The sequence below is a fragment of the Arthrobacter sp. Cza30 genome (assembly GCF_059090765.1).
This window is the reverse complement of sequence record NZ_JBNHGA010000005.1, coordinates 665,142-680,689: the sequence shown is the minus strand read 5'-3', so window position 1 is coordinate 680,689 and position 15,548 is coordinate 665,142. Positions and strand designations below refer to the sequence as shown.

The following is a 15,548-nucleotide window of genomic DNA, read 5'->3' as shown; positions in this document are numbered from 1 at the left end:
CACTTTAACGAGGAATTGAACTATGGGAATCCGTAAATACAAGCCGACTACACCGGGCCGTCGCGGCTCGAGCGTAGCCGACTTCGCTGAAATCACGCGATCGACGCCGGAAAAGTCGTTGCTGCGCCCGCTGACCAAGTCAGGTGGACGTAACAACTCCGGCAAGATCACTACCCGCCACAAGGGCGGCGGACACAAGCGCCAGTACCGTCTGATCGACTTCCGTCGCCACGACAAGGACGGCGTGCCCGCCAAGGTCGCTCACATCGAGTACGACCCGAACCGCACCGCGCGGATCGCCCTGCTGCACTACGTTGATGGCACCAAGCGCTACATCCTGGCTCCGGCCAAGCTGAAGCAGGGGGACACGGTCGAGGCCGGCGCCAGCGCCGACATCAAGCCGGGCAACAACCTGCCGCTGCGCAACATCCCCGTCGGTACGGTCATCCACGCTGTGGAGCTGCGTCCGGGCGGCGGTGCCAAGATGGCCCGCTCCGCCGGTGCCTCCGTGCAGCTGGTGGCCAAGGAAGGCAAGTACGGCCAGCTCCGCCTGCCGTCCGGTGAAATCCGCAACGTTGATGTGCGCTGCCGCGCAACCATCGGCGAGGTGGGCAATGCCGAGCAGTCCAACATCAGCTGGGGCAAGGCCGGCCGCATGCGCTGGAAGGGCGTCCGCCCGACCGTCCGCGGTGTGGCCATGAACCCGATCGACCACCCGCACGGTGGTGGCGAGGGCAAGACCTCCGGTGGCCGCCACCCGGTCAACCCGAACGGCAAGCCCGAGGGCCGCACCCGCCGCCCGAACAAGGAAAGCGACCGCCTGATTGTGCGTCGCCGTCGTACTGGCAAGAACAAGCGATAGGAGCCTGGGAACATGCCACGCAGCCTGAAGAAAGGCCCCTTCGTCGATCAGCACCTCTTCGTGAAGGTAGCTGCAGAGAACGAAAAGGGCACCAAGAACGTCATCAAGACGTGGTCCCGCCGTTCGATGATCGTGCCCGACATGCTCGGACACACGATCGCCGTACACGACGGACGCAAGCACATCCCGGTGTTTGTCACTGAGTCGATGGTCGGGCACAAGCTCGGCGAATTCGCCCCGACGCGGACTTTCCGCGGCCATGTGAAGGACGACCGCAAGGGCAAGCGCCGCTAGGCGCTGCTCTGACGGCAGAAGACGAGAGAAGGAAAGCAATGGAAGCCAAGGCTATTGCGCGCCATATTCGCGTGACGCCTATGAAGGCCCGGCGCGTCGTCAACCTTGTTCGTGGCAAGCAGGCGAATGAGGCTCTGGCAATTCTGAAGTTTGCCCCCCAGGCAGCTTCGGAGCCGGTCAGCAAGGTACTCGCGTCGGCAGTCGCCAACGCCCGCGTTATCGCGGACCGCGACGGCGTCGCCTTTGACGAGAGCGACCTGTACATCAGCGAAGCATTCGTAGATGAAGGCCCCACCATGAAGCGGTTCCAGCCGCGCGCCCAGGGGCGTGCCTACCGCATCAAGAAGCGGACCAGCCACATCACGCTTGTTGTCGCTACCCCGGAGAAAGAGGAGGACCAGTAAGTGGGACAGAAAGTAAACCCGCACGGATTCCGACTCGGTATCACCACCGACCATGTCTCCCACTGGTTCGCTGACAGCAACAAGGCCGGCCAGCGCTACAAGGACTTTGTCCGCGAGGACGTGAAGATCCGCCAGCTGATGTCCACGGGCATGGACCGCGCGGGCATCGCGAAGGTTGAGATCGAGCGTACCCGTGACCGCGTGCGTGTGGACATCCACACCGCCCGCCCCGGCATCGTGATCGGCCGCCGCGGCGCCGAAGCGGACCGCATCCGCGGCGAGCTGGAGAAGCTCACGGGCAAGCAGGTGCAGCTGAACATCCTCGAGGTCAAGAACCCGGAGATCGAAGCGCAGCTGGTAGCCCAGGGCATCGCCGAGCAGCTGACCTCCCGCGTGGCCTTCCGCCGCGCCATGAAGAAGGCCATGCAGTCCGCCACCCGCGCCGGCGCCAAGGGCATCCGTGTCCAGTGCTCCGGTCGCCTCGGCGGCGCCGAAATGAGCCGTTCGGAGTTCTACCGCGAAGGCCGTGTGCCCCTGCACACCCTGCGGGCGAACATCGACTACGGCTTCTTCGAGGCCAAGACCACGTTCGGCCGCATCGGCGTCAAGGTCTGGATCTACAAGGGCGACGTGACCGCGAAGGAACTGGCTGCCCAGCAGGCTGCCGCTCCGTCCTCGCGCGGCCGTGGCGACCGTCCGGGCCGCCCCGCTGCCGGTGGCGAGCGCCGTCGTCGTAATGACCGTGCTGCCGCTCCCGCCGCAGGCGAGGGCGCAGCCAAGGCCGAGGCACCTGCCGCTGAGGCAGCAGCGCCGGCGGCAGAAGGAGGAGAAGCTTAAATGCTTATCCCACGTCGAGTTAAGTTCCGTAAGCAGCACCACCCGGGTCGTTCCGGCGCTGCTTCCGGCGGCACCGAGGTCAGCTTCGGCGAGTGGGGTATCCAGGCTCTGACGCCGGCATACGTCACCAACCGCCAGATCGAAGCGGCCCGTATTGCGATGACCCGCCACATCAAGCGTGGCGGCAAGGTTTGGATCAACATTTATCCGGACCGCCCGCTGACCAAGAAGCCGGCCGAAACCCGCATGGGTTCCGGTAAGGGTTCGCCGGAATGGTGGGTCGCAAACGTCAAGCCGGGACGGGTTCTGTTCGAACTGTCCGGTGTCAATGAAGAGGTAGCTCGCGAGGCCCTGCGCCTGGCGATCCACAAGCTGCCGTTGAAGGCACGCATTGTGCGTCGCGAAGGTGGTGAATAGAAATGGCAGTTGGTTCAAAGGAACTGGCAACCGATCAGCTCGAGACTTTCGATAAGGACCGTCTCGCAGAGGAGCTGCGCAAGGCCAAGGAGGAGCTGTTCAACCTCCGTTTCCAGTCCGCCACCGGTCAGCTGGAAAACCACGGCCGCCTGAAGGCCGTCAAGCGGGACATCGCGCGCATCTACACCGTGCTGCGTGAGCGCGAGCTGGGCATTCGTCCCGAGGTCGTTGCTTCTGCGGAGGCTCCGGTTGAGGAGAAGAAGGCCAAGAAGGCTAAGAAGTCTGACAAGGCCGAAGCCGAAACCGCCGGGACCGAAACCCCCGCTTCGGAGGATGAGGCCAAGTGAGCGAAAACACGAACAAGGATGCAACTGTGGAAGAAGCCACTCAGGCTCGCGGTTACCGTAAGACCGCCCGCGGCTACGTCGTCTCGGACAAGATGGAAAAGACCATCGTGGTCGAGGTTGAGGACCGCGTGAAGCACGCGCTGTACGGCAAGGTGATCCGCCGGACCGAGAAGCGCAAGGCCCACGACGAGCAGAACTCCGCCGGCATCGGCGACCTGGTTCTGATCGCCGAGACCCGGCCGCTGTCCGCCACCAAGCGGTGGCGCCTGGTCGAGATCATCGAAAAGGCCAAGTAGGACTTACGTCCTGCGCGGGGCCCGCCTGCCGAGCGGGCGGGCCCCGCACCCTTTAAGTTTCCCTTCCGGCACCATGGATCCCGGTCCGCCGGAGCAGCCGGAAGGGTTTGGAAGGGACCGTGGTTTCGGCCGCGGACCCTTTGAAAAGCACAAGCCCCTGGCCGTGATTTCACGTCCGGGGTGTCTTGGTCATAAACTAGTAATCTTGCCTGTGCCGTTTGGAAAGACCATCCATCCTTCCGCATGGACAGAATAGGCAAATTCCCGCAACCGCCTTCGGACCGCACACGCGTGCGGCCAGGGGGAGTTACGGTGCGGGCTACCCATATCCGTTCCGCAAGGCTCAGCAATGAGAACCGGCGCGACGACAGGAGTAATAAGTGATTCAGCAGGAGTCGCGACTGAAGGTCGCCGACAACACGGGTGCCAAGGAAATCTTGACCATCCGCGTTCTCGGTGGATCCGGCCGTCGCTACGCAGGCATTGGCGACACCATTGTTGCCACCGTCAAGGATGCAATTCCCGGCGGCAACGTCAAGAAGGGTGACATCGTCAAGGCTGTCATCGTTCGCACCAAGAAGGAACGCCGCCGTGCGGACGGTTCCTACATCAAGTTCGATGAGAACGCAGCCGTGATCCTCAAGAACGACGGCGACCCCCGCGGTACCCGTATCTTCGGCCCGGTCGGCCGTGAGCTTCGCGACAAGAAGTTCATGAAGATCATCTCGTTGGCTCCGGAGGTGCTGTAGTCCATGGCTAAGTACAAGATCAAGAAGGGTGACCTGGTTCAGGTCATCACCGGTGCCAAGGCTGAGCGCGGCGGCGACCGCGGCAAGCAGGGCAAGGTCCTGAAGGTGTTCACGGAGTCCAACCGGGTGCTGGTCGAAGGCGTTAACCGCGTCACCAAGCACACCAAGGCCGGGCAGTCGGAACGCGGCACGAAGACCGGTGGCATCGAGACCGTTGAGGCCCCGATCCACATCTCGAACGTGGCGATCGTCGATCCCGAGACCAAGAAGCCGACCCGCGTTGGCTACCGCACCGAAACCGTCGAGCGTGATGGCCGTGAGCGCACTGTGCGCATCCGCGTGTCCAAGGCCTCCGGGAAGGACCTCTAATGACTGAGACTGTCACCAAGATCGTCCCCCGCCTGAAGACTCGCTACGCCGGCGAGATCAAGCAGGCTCTGCGGGACGAGTTCAAGTACGAGAACGTGAACCAGGTTCCCCGCCTGGTCAAGGTCGTAGTCAACATGGGTGTTGGAGATGCCGCCAAGGACTCCAAGCTCATCGACGGCGCCGTGCGCGACCTGACCCAGATCACGGGTCAGAAGCCGCAGATCACCAAGGCCCGCAAGTCCATCGCCCAGTTCAAGCTGCGCGAAGGCATGCCGATCGGCGCCCACGCGACGCTGCGCGGCGACCGCATGTGGGAATTCGTGGACCGCCTGGTCACCCTGGCCCTGCCCCGTATCCGCGACTTCCGCGGCCTCAACGGCAAGCAGTTCGACGGCAACGGCAACTACACCTTCGGTCTGACCGAACAGTCCATGTTCCACGAGATCGATCAGGACAAGATCGACCGCGTGCGCGGTATGGATATCACCGTAGTAACCACTGCAAAGACCGATGACGAGGGCCGCGCGCTGCTGAAGGCGCTGGGCTTCCCGTTCAAGACCGAAGATTAATTAGCTACGTGAAAGGTCCCGCCCCGGCGCCCAGCGCTGACCGGAGCGAGGAAACCGTTACGAGGAAGGGCAAGAGCCCACAATGACTATGACAGATCCTGTCGCAGACATGCTCACGCGTCTGCGCAACGCCAACTCGGCATACCACGACTCAGTGTCGATGCCGTACAGCAAGCTCAAGGCTCGCGTCGCCGACATCCTGAAGGCCGAAGGCTACATCGCCGGCTGGAAGGAAGAAGAGGCCGAGGTTGGCAAGAAGCTGACCCTGGAACTCAAGTTCGGTCCGAACCGCGAGCGTTCCATCGCCGGCATCCGCCGCATCTCCAAGCCCGGTCTGCGCGTTTACGCGAAGTCCACCAACCTGCCGCACGTACTCGGTGGCCTGGGCATCGCAATCCTGTCCACCTCTTCCGGGCTGATGACTGATCGTCAGGCCGGCAAGAAGGGCGTGGGCGGCGAAGTCCTCGCTTACGTCTGGTAACGGAAAGGAAGAGATTAAATGTCACGTATTGGACGTCTCCCCATCACCGTTCCCGCAGGCGTTGAGGTCAAGGTCGACGGCAACGTCGTCTCCGTCAAGGGCGCCAAGGGCGAGCTGAGCCACACTCTGGCTTCGCCCATCACGGCTTCCCTGGACGAGAACACCATCACCGTCTCCCGCCCGAACGACGAGCGCGAATCCCGGTCCCTGCACGGCCTGACCCGCACGCTGATCAACAACATGATCGTCGGCGTCACCGAAGGCTACAAGAAGGACCTCGAGATCGTCGGCACCGGTTACCGTGTGCAGGCCAAGGGCTCGGACCTCGAGTTCGCCCTGGGCTTCAGCCACCCGGTGATCGTCAACGCACCCGAGGGAATCACCTTCGCCGTGGAGGGCGCCACCAAGCTCTCCGTCTCCGGTATCAACAAGCAGCAGGTCGGCGAAGTTGCTGCCAACATCCGCAAGCTGCGCAAGCCTGACCCCTACAAGGGCAAGGGCGTTCGCTACGCCGGCGAGCAAATCCGCCGCAAGGTCGGAAAGGCTGGTAAGTAAACCATGGCGATCAGCATTAATAAGAAGCGGACCTCGAAGTCCAAGTCCGCAGCACGCGGCCGCCGCCACCTGCGCGTCCGCAAGCGCATCACCGGTACCGCGGTCCGTCCGCGCCTGGTGGTCAACCGCTCCGCACGCCACATCTTTGTCCAGGTTGTCGATGACAGCAAGGGCATCACCGTGGCTTCGGCTTCCACCATGGAAGCCGACCTGCGGGCGCTCGACGGCGACAAGTCCGCCAAGGCAAAGCGCGTCGGTGAGCTCGTTGCCGAGCGTGCCAAGGCTGCCGGTGTTGAGGCCGTGGTCTTTGACCGCGGCGGCAACCGGTACCACGGCCGTATCGCAGCGGTTGCCGACGGCGCACGTGAAGGTGGGCTGGCACTGTGACCGCTGAGAACAATGAAAAGGAAACTCAGGTGACTGAAGCAACTGAGACCGCTGCCGCGGGATCCGCTGAAACCACCGCTGCTTCCGGCCAGGAGGACCGCCGCGGCGGCCGTCGTGGCGAACGCGGTGGCAGCGACCGTGGTGGCAACGACCGTGGCGGCCGCGGCCGTGGCCGCGACAACGCCCGCGACGCCGAGAAGGACAAGTTCCTCGAGCGCGTCGTCACCATCAACCGCGTGTCCAAGGTCGTCAAGGGCGGCCGCCGCTTTAGCTTCACGGCCCTGGTAGTTGTCGGCGACGGCAACGGCATGGTCGGCGTGGGCTACGGCAAGGCCAAGGAAGTTCCGGCGGCGATCGCCAAGGGCGTGGAAGAGGCCAAGAAGTCCTTCTTCCGCGTGCCGATCATCGCCGGCACCGTCCCGCACCAGGTGCAGGGCGAAGCCGCTGCAGGCGTTGTCATGCTGCGTCCGGCTGCTGCCGGTACCGGTGTGATCGCCGGTGGTCCGGTCCGCGCCGTACTTGAGTGCGCCGGTATCCACGACGTGCTCTCCAAGTCGCTCGGCTCGGCCAACGCGATCAACATTGTGCACGCTACAGTCGATGCGCTGCGTCGCCTGGAGGAGCCCCGCTCCGTGGCTGCCCGCCGTGGCCTGCCCCTGGACGAGGTTGCTCCGGCTATCCTGCTGCGCAACATGCAGAAGGCAGGTGCGTAATGACCACACCCAAGAATCTGACTCCGTCGGATGCACAGTTGGAAATCACGCAGATCAAGTCCGTCATTGGCGGCAAGCAGAACCAGCGCGACACGCTGCGTTCACTGGGCCTGAAGCGCATCGGACACACCGTTGTCCGCAGCGCCGATGCAGTGACCGTCGGCATGGTCAACACTGTTTCTCACCTGGTGAAGGTTGAGGAGGCGAAGTAAAGATGGCAGAAGAGAACAAAACTCTGAAGGTCCACCACCTGCGTCCTGCCCCCGGTGCCAAGACCGCCAAGACCCGTGTCGGTCGTGGTGAAGGCTCCAAGGGCAAGACCGCCGGTCGCGGTACCAAGGGTACGAAGGCCCGTTACCAAGTCAAGGCTGGCTTTGCCGGCGGCCAGCTGCCGCTGCACATGCGCCTGCCGAAGCTGCGCGGCTTCAAGAACCCGTTCAAGGTGGAATTCCAGGTCGTAAACCTGGACAAGCTCAATGAGCTGTTCCCCGAGGGCGGCGAAGTGACCGTGGACGCCCTGGTGGCCAAGGGTGCGGTTCGCAAGAACCAGCCCGTGAAGGTCCTGGGCACCGGCGACATCACCGTCAAGGTCGATGTGAAGGTTGACGCCTTCTCCGCCAGTGCCGCTGAAAAGATCGCCGCCGCCGGCGGCACCGTGACGGCGCTCTAGCAGCCCGTGACTGGTGGGGTCTTTTAGCAGCCTCTGACTGAACTCGTGGTGGCCGGTTTACGCCGGCCGCCACGAGTTCAGCCGCTTTAAGGCACACCACGTATTCTTAACCCGTTTAATGCGAACGGGCCGAGCCGATAGACTCGGATCTTGTGACTTGCCGCGCAGCGGCATCAGAAACTTCTTGGGAGGACGCTTGCTTAGCGCAATTGGCCGGGCATTCCGGACGCCGGACCTGCGGCGCAAGTTGCTGTTCACGCTCGGCATCATGACGGTCTACCGCATGGGCGTCTTCATTCCGGCCCCCGGCGTGGACTACGGCAACGTGCAGCAGTGTCTGGCGCTGGGCAACACCAGCGGCGGGCTGTACCAGTTCGTCAACCTCTTCAGCGGCGGTGCGCTGCTGCAGGTGTCCATCTTCGCCCTCGGCATCATGCCGTACATCACCGCCAGCATCATCGTGCAGTTGCTGCGCGTCGTCATCCCCCGGTTCCAGGAGCTGCACCAGGAAGGCCCGCAGGGCCAGTCCAAGCTCACGCAGTACACCCGGTACCTGACCATCGCGCTGGGCCTGCTCAACGCCACGACGCTGGTGTCGCTGGCGCGGACCGGCGCCCTCCTGGGGGACTGCCCGGTTCCGATCATCCCCGAGGACAACCTGGTCACGATCTCGCTGATCATCCTGACCCTGACCGCAGGCACCGGCCTGATCATGTGGATGGGCGAACTGATCACCGAGAAGGGCGTCGGCAACGGCATGTCCCTGCTGATCTTCATCTCGATCGCCGCCGGTTTCCCGAGCTCGCTGGGCGAGATCTGGAACACCCAGGGCGTGAACGTTTTCCTGGGCGTGCTGATCGTCGGCCTGCTGACCGTCGCCGCGGTGGTCTTCGTGGAACAGTCGCAGCGCCGCATCCCCGTGCAGTACGCCAAGCGCATGGTGGGACGCCGCACCGTCGGCGGCACCAGCACGTACATCCCGATCAAGGTGAACATGGCCGGTGTCATCCCGGTAATCTTCGCGTCGTCGATGCTGTACCTGCCGTCGCTGATCGCCCAGTTCAACACGCCGGCCGACGGCACCACCGCGCCGCCGGAGTGGGTCAACTGGATCAACACCTACCTGGTCAGCGGGGACTCGCCGGTCTACATGGCGGTCTACTTCGCCCTGATCGTCTTCTTCACCTACTTCTACGTGGCCATCACGTTCAACCCCGAGGAAGTCGCGGAGAACATGAAGAAGTACGGCGGTTTCATCCCGGGCATCCGGGCCGGCCGCCCCACGGCCGAGTACCTGCAGTACGTGCTCGCCAGGATCACGCTGCCCGGCGCGCTCTACCTGGGCATCGTCTCGCTCATCCCGCTGATCGCCCTGGTACTGATCAACGCCAACCAGAACTTCCCGTTCGGCGGAGTCTCCATCCTCATCATGGTTGGTGTGGGCCTGGAGACCGTCAAACAAATCAACGCTCAACTACAGCAACGTCACTACGAAGGACTTCTGCGATGACACAAATGCTCATTATCGGCCCGCCCGGATCGGGCAAAGGCACCCAGGCCTCCCGCATCTCCGACCGGCTGGGCATCGTCGCGATCTCCACCGGAGACATCTTCCGCGCCAACGTGAAGGAAGAGACGCCGCTCGGCGTCGAGGCCAAGAAGTACATCGACAAGGGCGAGTTCGTGCCGGACAGCGTCACCAACAACATGGTGCGCGACCGGTTGAAGCAGCCCGACGCCGCCGACGGCTTCCTGCTGGACGGCTACCCCCGCACCAGCGGCCAGGTCGACGAGTTGGACAGCATCCTGGCCGAGGCCGGCTCGCAGCTGGACATCGTGCTGCAGCTGACCGCCGACGACGAGGAGCTGGTCAAGCGCCTGCTCGGCCGCGCCGCGCAGGAAGGCCGCAGCGATGACAACGAAACGGTGATCCGGCGCCGGCTGGCCCTGTACCACGAGCAGACGGAGGCCGTGGTGAGCCGTTACGCCGACCGCGGGATCGTCGCGACCGTTGACGGCATCGGCGACATCGACGAGGTCACCGAGCGCATCATGTCCGCGCTCAAGTCCGTCACGGCCTGACACCCGCCAGACAGTTAGAAGAGGCAGCCCATGGCCTTCGGCCAGCCCAGCATCGAATACAAGACCAAGGACCAGATCCGGAAAATGCGGACCGCCGGCCTGGTGGTTAGCCGCGCCCTGGACGCTGCGGTTGCGGCCGCCGTCCCCGGCGCGACGACGGCGGATGTGGACGCGGCCTTCGAAGCGGTGCTGGACGAGGCCGGGGCCAAGAGCAACTTCAAGGGCTACCACGGCTTTCCCGCAACGGTCTGCGTGTCCGTGAACGAGGAAGTGGTCCACGGAATCCCGGGCGGCAAGGTGCTCGGCGACGGGGACATCATCTCGATCGACGGGGGCTGCAGCATTGACGGCTGGCACGGTGACTCCGCCCGCGGGGTGATCGTAGGCACCGCCGATCCGGAAGACCAGCGGCTGTCCGACGTCACGGAGGAGGCCATGTGGCACGGCATTGCCGCCCTCGCCACCGGCCACCGCGTGGGCGACATCGGCAACGCCATCGACGACTACGTTTCCTCCGTGCCGGGCAAGCCGTTGGGCATCCTGGAGGACTACGTGGGCCACGGCATCGGCACCGCCATGCATCAGGCCCCGGACGTGCTGAACTACCGGACGAACCACCGCGGCCCGAAGATCCGTCCCGGGCTCTGCCTGGCGATCGAACCCATGCTGGTGCGCGGGGACATCGAGACCAAGGTGCTGGACGACGACTGGACCGTGGTGACCACGGACGGCTCCCGGTCCTGCCAGTGGGAGCACACCGTGGCCGTACACGACGGCGGCATCTGGGTTTTGACGGCCGAAGACGGGGGAGCGGCGAGGCTGGCTCCGCTGGGGGTTACCCCGGTGCCGCTGGACTAACCGCCCGCTGCCACTCCCTAGGCCTGACGTCATCGAAAGGCCGGACCCGCTGGATCCATCGTCCAGCCGGCCCGGCCTTTCGAGGTTAATCCGCCAGCCTGCGCACCGACACCGCACTCCCGAAAGGACCTTGCCCATCATGATGGGAGCCCACCACGCCCTCTCCGGCGCCGCCGCCTGGATCGCGGTCACCAGCCAAGTCCACGTGCCGCTGGATGTCCTGACAACGCCGATGGGCTGGGGCGCGCAGAGCCTCACCCTCGGCTGGGGGCTGCTGGACGTGGGGCCGCTCGGCCTGATCACCGGTGCCATGGTGACCGCCGGCGCGGCACTCGTTCCAGATGCCGACCACCGCCACGCCACCATCGCCCGCTCGCTGCCGCCGCTCTCCAATGTGGTCTGCGCGGGCATCGGCGCTGTGGCCGGCGGGCACCGCAGGGGCACCCATTCGCTGATCGGCTTGGCGGCGTTCGTAGCGATCGCGTGGGTCGCCGGGCTCTGGACGGCCGAGACCGAGCGGTTCGGCACGGTCTACCCGGGCGCCGGTCTCCTGTGCGTGTTGCTGGTGGCCTTTGCCGCCAAGGCCCTGAAGTTCCTGCCCGACGGGCTGCAGAAAATTCCGTGGGTCGTCGGCCTGTCGGTGGCGGTCTTCATCGCCCTGTACGCCCCGGAACAGCACAACTGGTTCCCGCTGGCCATGGGCATCGGCGTCATCATGCATGTGCTCGGCGACATGCTGACCACCGGGGGAGTGAACCTGCTGTGGCCGCTGCGGATCAAACCCCCGAAGGTGTGGCGCAGGATCCCGCTGCTCAACGCCATCTGGCGGCGGAACGGCTACTTCGCCCTGCCGCTGCTGGGCAATGCCGGTTCGGCACGCGAATGGGCGCTGCTGGTCCCGGTCAGCGCCTACGTGGTGGTCCTGCTCCTCGGGGCATGCCTCGACGTCGGGCAGCAGAGCCTGGTGGCCATCGGTGCCGGTTAGCTGCTAAACGCCGGACTTGGGATGAGTCTGAGGGCTGCACCGAGCCGCCAACGGGCTGGCCGCTTACGCCGCTTTCGTTCCGGGTGGAGGGGTGCCCGGCGGTGGCGGCGCGGTGTTGGTGTAGGTGTGCCCGGTGGGGGTCGTGGTTTCGACTTGGTGCGGGGGCCCGCCGACTGTCCGGTTAGACCAGTTTTCGGCTTCTTTGTCCTGGTTACAGCGTTCGCACAGGCCCTGTCCGTTGGTGATGGTGGTTTCCCCGCCGTCGGACCAGGCGACGATGTGGTCGATGTGCCGGATCGGGGCGTCGCACCAAGGGCCGGAGCAGACCTGGTCGCGGGCGATAACCATCCGGCGTAGTCCGGCCGGGAACCTGCGGGCTTTCGAATCCATGCCGAGCAGTTGCCCGGTGCCGGGGGCGGTGTAGAGGCGGCGGATCCAGACGTCCGCCACGCCGCCGGGTTTCAGCTCTTTGCTGCGTCGGGTGGTCTGCCGTGCGGTCTTCCAACCAGGTTCGGTGCCTGCCGGCGGCGCATTCTGCCGGTGCGCTTCGCCCGGCGGCTCCTGGTCGGTCAGCGTTCCTGCCGGTGCGCTGTGGTCGGGCGGCCTCTTGCCGGCCACGCCCGCTGCGTGGCCGATGCCGGCCCTGGCGTTGCCGGTTGGTATGGGCGGGTTTTGCGGGAGGCGGATGAGGTCCCGGGCGTATTGAGCCGGGACGACGCCGTAGCCAGTGAGCCAGACCGGTTCGCTGTCGCCTTGGAGCAGGGCGCGGTCCGTCATGACGAGCTGTATTTCGGTGCGGGCCGGGTCGGCGGTGGAGGCACCGGTGACGCGTTCGAACATGGTGTCGGCCATGGCCTGGCCGCGAGTCCTGGCGTCGCCGTTGTTGCGCAACCGGTCGGCTTCGCGGTGCAGCGCGGCCATCAGGGCCACGCCCTGGACGACGGGCAGCAGTGTCCGGACGGCCACCATGGTGTCGGGTTGGGGTCGGGCGGAGACGTGCCGGTCGGCTTCGGCTTTCGCGGCGCGGTTCACCACGGCGCGGGGGTCCAGACGGTAGGCGATCCGTTTGGCTTCGGCTTCGAGTTGCCGGTTGCCCAGCCCGTGCAGGCGGGCCGGGTTGCCGGCCAGTTCCTGGTCCACCGCGGCCCGGTCTTCCTTGGTCAGGCACGCGGTTTCACGGACCAGGGTCGCTGCGCGCCACTCGTTCAGGTGCCCGGTGGCCAGGGCGTTGAGGGTGTGCGGCATTTCGGTGACCAGGATCTTCGCGACGCCGAGCATGAGCGCGGCGCGGTGCGGGGATTCCCGCCGCGCCAGCCCGATCTGCTTTGCGATGCCCTGGCCCTGCCGGTTCTTCGGGACCCCGGCGGCGGCGCGCCGGGCCCGCGTGGCCTTATCCAGGGCTACCTCCAGCTTGGCCTGGGCGGCGGCGGCCGCGTCCTTGGCGTTTTCCAGCGCGGTGATCCGGTCCACCAGGTCCTGTTCGGAACCGAGCAGGTCGACCCGGGCCAGGGCGCCGGCGAAGGCGGCGATCCCGGGCGTCCGGACCGGCACACCGTCTGCGGTGAGTGCAGGCCGCGTTCCTTGGACTGCCTCGGCTTCTTCGGGTGCCGTGACTGCTTCTGGTGGCTCGGGTCCTGCCGGATCAAACATATCGGCGTCTCAATCTTCGGCGTGCCCGCGGCACGGCAACGACTACGAGAGGTTGTGGAACAAGGTCCACAGACGCCGCCGGGACCCCCGCCCCGTTGGCCAACGATGCTGCTGAACTACTAAGAACAGGCTATTAGCCGGGTACGACAGTTTCGGAACCCGCAGTGGACCGGTGGGCAGGGGAGATGTGCCGAGCATGCTTAACCGATGCACCTCGTCCTTGCTCATCCTCATCCTCCGGGCGAGGATGAGGCCATGGCTTCTTCCATTACCGATGTGCCCGGCATCCGCGTGGGTCAGGTCCAGAAGATCGGCGACGGCTGGCTCACCGGCGTCACGGTGGTGCTGCCGCCGGCCGGGACGGTTGGCGCCGTGGACGTTCGCGGGGGCGGGCCGGCCACGCACGAGACCGACGCGCTCGATCCCACCACGCTGGTGCCCACCGTGGATGCCGTGGTGCTCGCCGGGGGCAGCGCCTTCGGGCTGGTGGCCGCGCACGGCGCGCAGCGCTGGCTGGAGGAGCAGGGGCTCGGTTTTCGCACCCAGAATGCGGTGGTGCCGATTGTTCCGGCCGCTGCCATCTACGACTTGGGCCGCGGCGGGGACATCAAGGCGCGGCCTGATGAGCAGATGGGGTACGACGCCGCCGCCTCCGCCGGCGCGATGGAGGACTTTGGTGCGGTGCAGCGGGGCAATGCGGGCGCCGGCACCGGGGCAGCGATGGGCTTCCAGCAGTACAAGGGGGGAGTGGGGACCGCCTCCCTGCGCATGGGCGGCGCTAACGAGGGCATCGTGGTCGGCGCGCTTGCGGTGGCCAATGCCGCCGGCCATCCGTTCCATGGGACCAAGGGAGCCTCGCCCGCGGCGAAAGCAGAAGGACCGTCTGGAACACCCGGAGCACCGGGAGGAAGCGGCTCACAGGGAGCCGGGCCGCTGAACACCACCCTGTGCGTGGTCGCCACCAACGCAGTGTTGGATCCGGCACAGGCGAAGCGGACGGCCTCCGCCGCGCACGCCGGCCTGGCCCGGGCCGTTAGCCCGTCGCACACCCTGATGGACGGGGACGTGATCTTCGCCCTGGCCACCGGGGCGCAGCAGCTCGTGCAGGACGGGCCCATCGACCCCCGGGCGGAACTGCACGTGTTGGCCGCGGAAGCGGTCTCCGCGGCCATTTGGGACGCCGTGGTGAGTGCCGAACGGATGGAGGCGGCCGGCGTCGTACTGGAGAAGTATCCGCACCTCGGCTGAAGTCTGCCGCGCGGGTCCCCAGGCGTTACCCGGATTTAACTTTATCCGGCTTCCGGAGTACAGTTGTCTGTTGGTTGTCTCTACTTTCATGCCCATCTTCGGGTGCATGGCGCCCGCGAAAGCCTGCCGGAACGTACGGCTCAGTGGGAGTGTAGCGGCAAGCGAAACCCTAAAACTAGCCACCGCTCCGGCGATGGTTACTGACGTTAGCGGAGGATATGGCTAAGAAAGACGGTGTCATTGAGATTGAAGGCACTGTGCAGGAGGCTCTGCCCAATGCGATGTTCCGCGTTGAGCTGACCAACGGGCACGTTGTGCTGGCTCATATCTCGGGAAAGATGCGTCAGCACTACATCAGGATCCTCCCCGAGGACCGCGTTGTGGTGGAACTCAGCCCGTACGACCTCTCACGGGGCCGTATCGTCTACCGCTACAAGTAAAGGCTTATGCCGCAGGCAACTGCGGAGAACCGTAAGTAGTTACAAGGCAGCATCAGCTAACAACGCAAAGGAAAACCATGAAGGTCCAGCCGAGCGTCAAGCGGATTTGTGACAAGTGCCAGGTGATTCGTCGCAAGGGCAACGTCATTGTGATCTGCGAGAACCCGCGCCACAAGCAGCGCCAGGGCTAAGACTCCTGCTTCAAGCAGGGGCAGCACGCCCACGCGTAGTAACTCAAAGATAAAGGCAGCGCAGCAGGGCAACCTGCACACCCCCGGCACGGAGGCCGGGGACCCGAACAACGGGGCCGCGCTGCTTCAGACCTCCGGATACAA

General features: G+C 65.2%; 24 protein-coding genes. 23 read left to right on the top strand and 1 reads right to left on the bottom strand.

Going from position 1 to position 15,548, the window contains the following annotated elements; all coding sequences use genetic code 11:
* Positions 1-22: 22 nt before the first annotated feature.
* From rplB to AC5RVZ_RS20350, 20 genes are all read left to right on the top strand, one after another.
* Positions 23-862 carry a 50S ribosomal protein L2 gene (gene rplB / locus AC5RVZ_RS20445; protein WP_493979217.1) on the top strand — a complete coding sequence of 280 codons (840 nt, stop codon included), beginning with the start codon at positions 23-25 and terminating at the stop codon, positions 860-862.
* Positions 863-874: 12 nt separating this feature from the next.
* A complete protein-coding gene (gene rpsS, locus AC5RVZ_RS20440) occupies positions 875-1,156 on the top strand; it encodes a 30S ribosomal protein S19 (protein WP_074701289.1) in 282 nt (93 codons plus the stop codon).
* A gap of 38 nt (positions 1,157-1,194) precedes the next feature.
* Entirely contained in the window at positions 1,195-1,560 is a 366-nt protein-coding gene (gene rplV / locus AC5RVZ_RS20435; RefSeq protein ID WP_136784918.1) for a 50S ribosomal protein L22, read from the top strand.
* Complete coding sequence (rpsC, locus tag AC5RVZ_RS20430) at positions 1,561-2,397, top strand: 30S ribosomal protein S3 (RefSeq protein WP_493979216.1); 837 nt, start codon at positions 1,561-1,563, stop codon at positions 2,395-2,397.
* Positions 2,398-2,814, top strand: a complete 417-nt coding sequence (gene rplP / locus AC5RVZ_RS20425) for a 50S ribosomal protein L16 (protein WP_493979215.1) — start codon at positions 2,398-2,400, stop codon at positions 2,812-2,814. It abuts the gene before it with no gap.
* A 2-nt stretch (positions 2,815-2,816) separates the two neighbouring features.
* Positions 2,817-3,161, top strand: a complete 345-nt coding sequence (gene rpmC / locus AC5RVZ_RS20420; RefSeq protein WP_493979214.1) for a 50S ribosomal protein L29 — start codon at positions 2,817-2,819, stop codon at positions 3,159-3,161.
* The gene (gene rpsQ, locus AC5RVZ_RS20415; RefSeq protein WP_493979213.1) at positions 3,158-3,457 is read left to right on the top strand and encodes a 30S ribosomal protein S17; all 300 of its coding nucleotides are present in this window, start codon (positions 3,158-3,160) and stop codon (positions 3,455-3,457) included. Before rpmC ends, rpsQ begins: the two co-directional genes overlap by 4 nt.
* A gap of 380 nt (positions 3,458-3,837) precedes the next feature.
* Complete coding sequence (gene rplN / locus AC5RVZ_RS20410) at positions 3,838-4,206, top strand: 50S ribosomal protein L14 (protein ID WP_127511069.1); 369 nt, start codon at positions 3,838-3,840, stop codon at positions 4,204-4,206.
* Between the two features lie 3 nt (positions 4,207-4,209).
* Positions 4,210-4,575, top strand: a complete 366-nt coding sequence (gene rplX / locus AC5RVZ_RS20405; RefSeq protein WP_493979212.1) for a 50S ribosomal protein L24 — start codon at positions 4,210-4,212, stop codon at positions 4,573-4,575.
* Positions 4,575-5,144, top strand: coding sequence for a 50S ribosomal protein L5 (gene rplE / locus AC5RVZ_RS20400; protein ID WP_493989348.1), 570 nt, complete (start codon positions 4,575-4,577; stop codon positions 5,142-5,144). The genes rplX and rplE overlap by 1 nt, the downstream gene beginning before the upstream one ends.
* A gap of 82 nt (positions 5,145-5,226) precedes the next feature.
* Positions 5,227-5,625 (top strand): 30S ribosomal protein S8, encoded by a 399-nt coding sequence (gene rpsH, locus AC5RVZ_RS20395; protein ID WP_136784914.1) that lies wholly within the window; start codon positions 5,227-5,229, stop codon positions 5,623-5,625.
* Between the two features lie 18 nt (positions 5,626-5,643).
* On the top strand, positions 5,644-6,180 hold the full coding sequence (gene rplF, locus AC5RVZ_RS20390) for a 50S ribosomal protein L6 (RefSeq protein WP_494067517.1): 537 nt from the start codon (positions 5,644-5,646) through the stop codon (positions 6,178-6,180).
* Positions 6,181-6,183: 3 nt separating this feature from the next.
* Entirely contained in the window at positions 6,184-6,567 is a 384-nt protein-coding gene (gene rplR, locus AC5RVZ_RS20385) for a 50S ribosomal protein L18 (RefSeq protein WP_127511074.1), read from the top strand.
* Entirely contained in the window at positions 6,564-7,280 is a 717-nt protein-coding gene (gene rpsE / locus AC5RVZ_RS20380) for a 30S ribosomal protein S5 (RefSeq protein ID WP_493989347.1), read from the top strand. The genes rplR and rpsE overlap by 4 nt, the downstream gene beginning before the upstream one ends.
* Positions 7,280-7,492 carry a 50S ribosomal protein L30 gene (gene rpmD / locus AC5RVZ_RS20375; RefSeq protein WP_127511076.1) on the top strand — a complete coding sequence of 71 codons (213 nt, stop codon included), beginning with the start codon at positions 7,280-7,282 and terminating at the stop codon, positions 7,490-7,492. Before rpsE ends, rpmD begins: the two co-directional genes overlap by 1 nt.
* Before the next feature lie 2 nt (positions 7,493-7,494).
* Positions 7,495-7,950 carry a 50S ribosomal protein L15 gene (gene rplO, locus AC5RVZ_RS20370; RefSeq protein WP_493979208.1) on the top strand — a complete coding sequence of 152 codons (456 nt, stop codon included), beginning with the start codon at positions 7,495-7,497 and terminating at the stop codon, positions 7,948-7,950.
* 196 nt (positions 7,951-8,146) lie between these two features.
* Positions 8,147-9,460: a preprotein translocase subunit SecY gene (gene secY, locus AC5RVZ_RS20365; RefSeq protein WP_494067516.1), complete on the top strand. Its 1,314-nt coding sequence runs from the start codon at positions 8,147-8,149 to the stop codon at positions 9,458-9,460.
* Positions 9,457-10,032: an adenylate kinase gene (locus AC5RVZ_RS20360; protein ID WP_494022495.1), complete on the top strand. Its 576-nt coding sequence runs from the start codon at positions 9,457-9,459 to the stop codon at positions 10,030-10,032. The genes secY and AC5RVZ_RS20360 overlap by 4 nt, the downstream gene beginning before the upstream one ends.
* A 30-nt stretch (positions 10,033-10,062) precedes the next feature.
* Complete coding sequence (gene map, locus AC5RVZ_RS20355) at positions 10,063-10,890, top strand: type I methionyl aminopeptidase (RefSeq protein WP_494000473.1); 828 nt, start codon at positions 10,063-10,065, stop codon at positions 10,888-10,890.
* A 139-nt stretch (positions 10,891-11,029) separates the two neighbouring features.
* Positions 11,030-11,875, top strand: a complete 846-nt coding sequence (locus AC5RVZ_RS20350) for a metal-dependent hydrolase (protein WP_494067515.1) — start codon at positions 11,030-11,032, stop codon at positions 11,873-11,875.
* Between the two features lie 63 nt (positions 11,876-11,938).
* On the opposite strand, the gene AC5RVZ_RS20345 is transcribed toward AC5RVZ_RS20350, so the two are convergent.
* A complete protein-coding gene (locus AC5RVZ_RS20345) occupies positions 11,939-13,525 on the bottom strand; it encodes an HNH endonuclease (protein ID WP_494067514.1) in 1,587 nt (528 codons plus the stop codon).
* Between the two features lie 255 nt (positions 13,526-13,780).
* Here AC5RVZ_RS20345 and AC5RVZ_RS20340 point away from each other — a divergent pair, with 255 nt between their 5' ends.
* From AC5RVZ_RS20340 to rpmJ, 3 genes are all read left to right on the top strand, one after another.
* Positions 13,781-14,773, top strand: a complete 993-nt coding sequence (locus AC5RVZ_RS20340; RefSeq protein ID WP_494067513.1) for a P1 family peptidase — start codon at positions 13,781-13,783, stop codon at positions 14,771-14,773.
* Positions 14,774-14,991: 218 nt separating this feature from the next.
* Complete coding sequence (gene infA / locus AC5RVZ_RS20335; protein WP_005267757.1) at positions 14,992-15,213, top strand: translation initiation factor IF-1; 222 nt, start codon at positions 14,992-14,994, stop codon at positions 15,211-15,213.
* Between the two features lie 77 nt (positions 15,214-15,290).
* Entirely contained in the window at positions 15,291-15,404 is a 114-nt protein-coding gene (gene rpmJ / locus AC5RVZ_RS20330; protein ID WP_005267758.1) for a 50S ribosomal protein L36, read from the top strand.
* The last annotated feature ends 144 nt before the right edge of the window (positions 15,405-15,548 follow it).

Excerpts from the sequence above, each read along its gene's own strand:
- AC5RVZ_RS20360 (WP_494022495.1), top strand. The coding sequence starts at position 9,457 with ATGACACAAATGCTCATTATCGGCCCGCCCGGATCGGGCAAAGGCACC.
- rpmD (WP_127511076.1), top strand. The coding sequence starts at position 7,280 with ATGACCACACCCAAGAATCTGACTCCGTCGGATGCACAGTTGGAAATC.
- AC5RVZ_RS20340 (WP_494067513.1), top strand. The coding sequence starts at position 13,781 with ATGGCTTCTTCCATTACCGATGTGCCCGGCATCCGCGTGGGTCAGGTC.
- rplB (WP_493979217.1), top strand. The coding sequence starts at position 23 with ATGGGAATCCGTAAATACAAGCCGACTACACCGGGCCGTCGCGGCTCG.
- rpmJ (WP_005267758.1), top strand. The coding sequence starts at position 15,291 with ATGAAGGTCCAGCCGAGCGTCAAGCGGATTTGTGACAAGTGCCAGGTG.
- rplR (WP_127511074.1), top strand. The coding sequence starts at position 6,184 with ATGGCGATCAGCATTAATAAGAAGCGGACCTCGAAGTCCAAGTCCGCA.
- rplF (WP_494067517.1), top strand. The coding sequence starts at position 5,644 with ATGTCACGTATTGGACGTCTCCCCATCACCGTTCCCGCAGGCGTTGAG.
- rplV (WP_136784918.1), top strand. The coding sequence starts at position 1,195 with ATGGAAGCCAAGGCTATTGCGCGCCATATTCGCGTGACGCCTATGAAG.
- rpsS (WP_074701289.1), top strand. The coding sequence starts at position 875 with ATGCCACGCAGCCTGAAGAAAGGCCCCTTCGTCGATCAGCACCTCTTC.
- rplE (WP_493989348.1), top strand. The coding sequence starts at position 4,575 with ATGACTGAGACTGTCACCAAGATCGTCCCCCGCCTGAAGACTCGCTAC.
- rpsH (WP_136784914.1), top strand. The coding sequence starts at position 5,227 with ATGACTATGACAGATCCTGTCGCAGACATGCTCACGCGTCTGCGCAAC.
- infA (WP_005267757.1), top strand. The coding sequence starts at position 14,992 with ATGGCTAAGAAAGACGGTGTCATTGAGATTGAAGGCACTGTGCAGGAG.
- map (WP_494000473.1), top strand. The coding sequence starts at position 10,063 with ATGGCCTTCGGCCAGCCCAGCATCGAATACAAGACCAAGGACCAGATC.
- rpmC (WP_493979214.1), top strand. The coding sequence starts at position 2,817 with ATGGCAGTTGGTTCAAAGGAACTGGCAACCGATCAGCTCGAGACTTTC.
- AC5RVZ_RS20345 (WP_494067514.1), bottom strand. The coding sequence starts at position 13,525 with ATGTTTGATCCGGCAGGACCCGAGCCACCAGAAGCAGTCACGGCACCC.
- AC5RVZ_RS20350 (WP_494067515.1), top strand. The coding sequence starts at position 11,030 with ATGATGGGAGCCCACCACGCCCTCTCCGGCGCCGCCGCCTGGATCGCG.
- rplX (WP_493979212.1), top strand. The coding sequence starts at position 4,210 with ATGGCTAAGTACAAGATCAAGAAGGGTGACCTGGTTCAGGTCATCACC.
- rplO (WP_493979208.1), top strand. The coding sequence starts at position 7,495 with ATGGCAGAAGAGAACAAAACTCTGAAGGTCCACCACCTGCGTCCTGCC.
- rplP (WP_493979215.1), top strand. The coding sequence starts at position 2,398 with ATGCTTATCCCACGTCGAGTTAAGTTCCGTAAGCAGCACCACCCGGGT.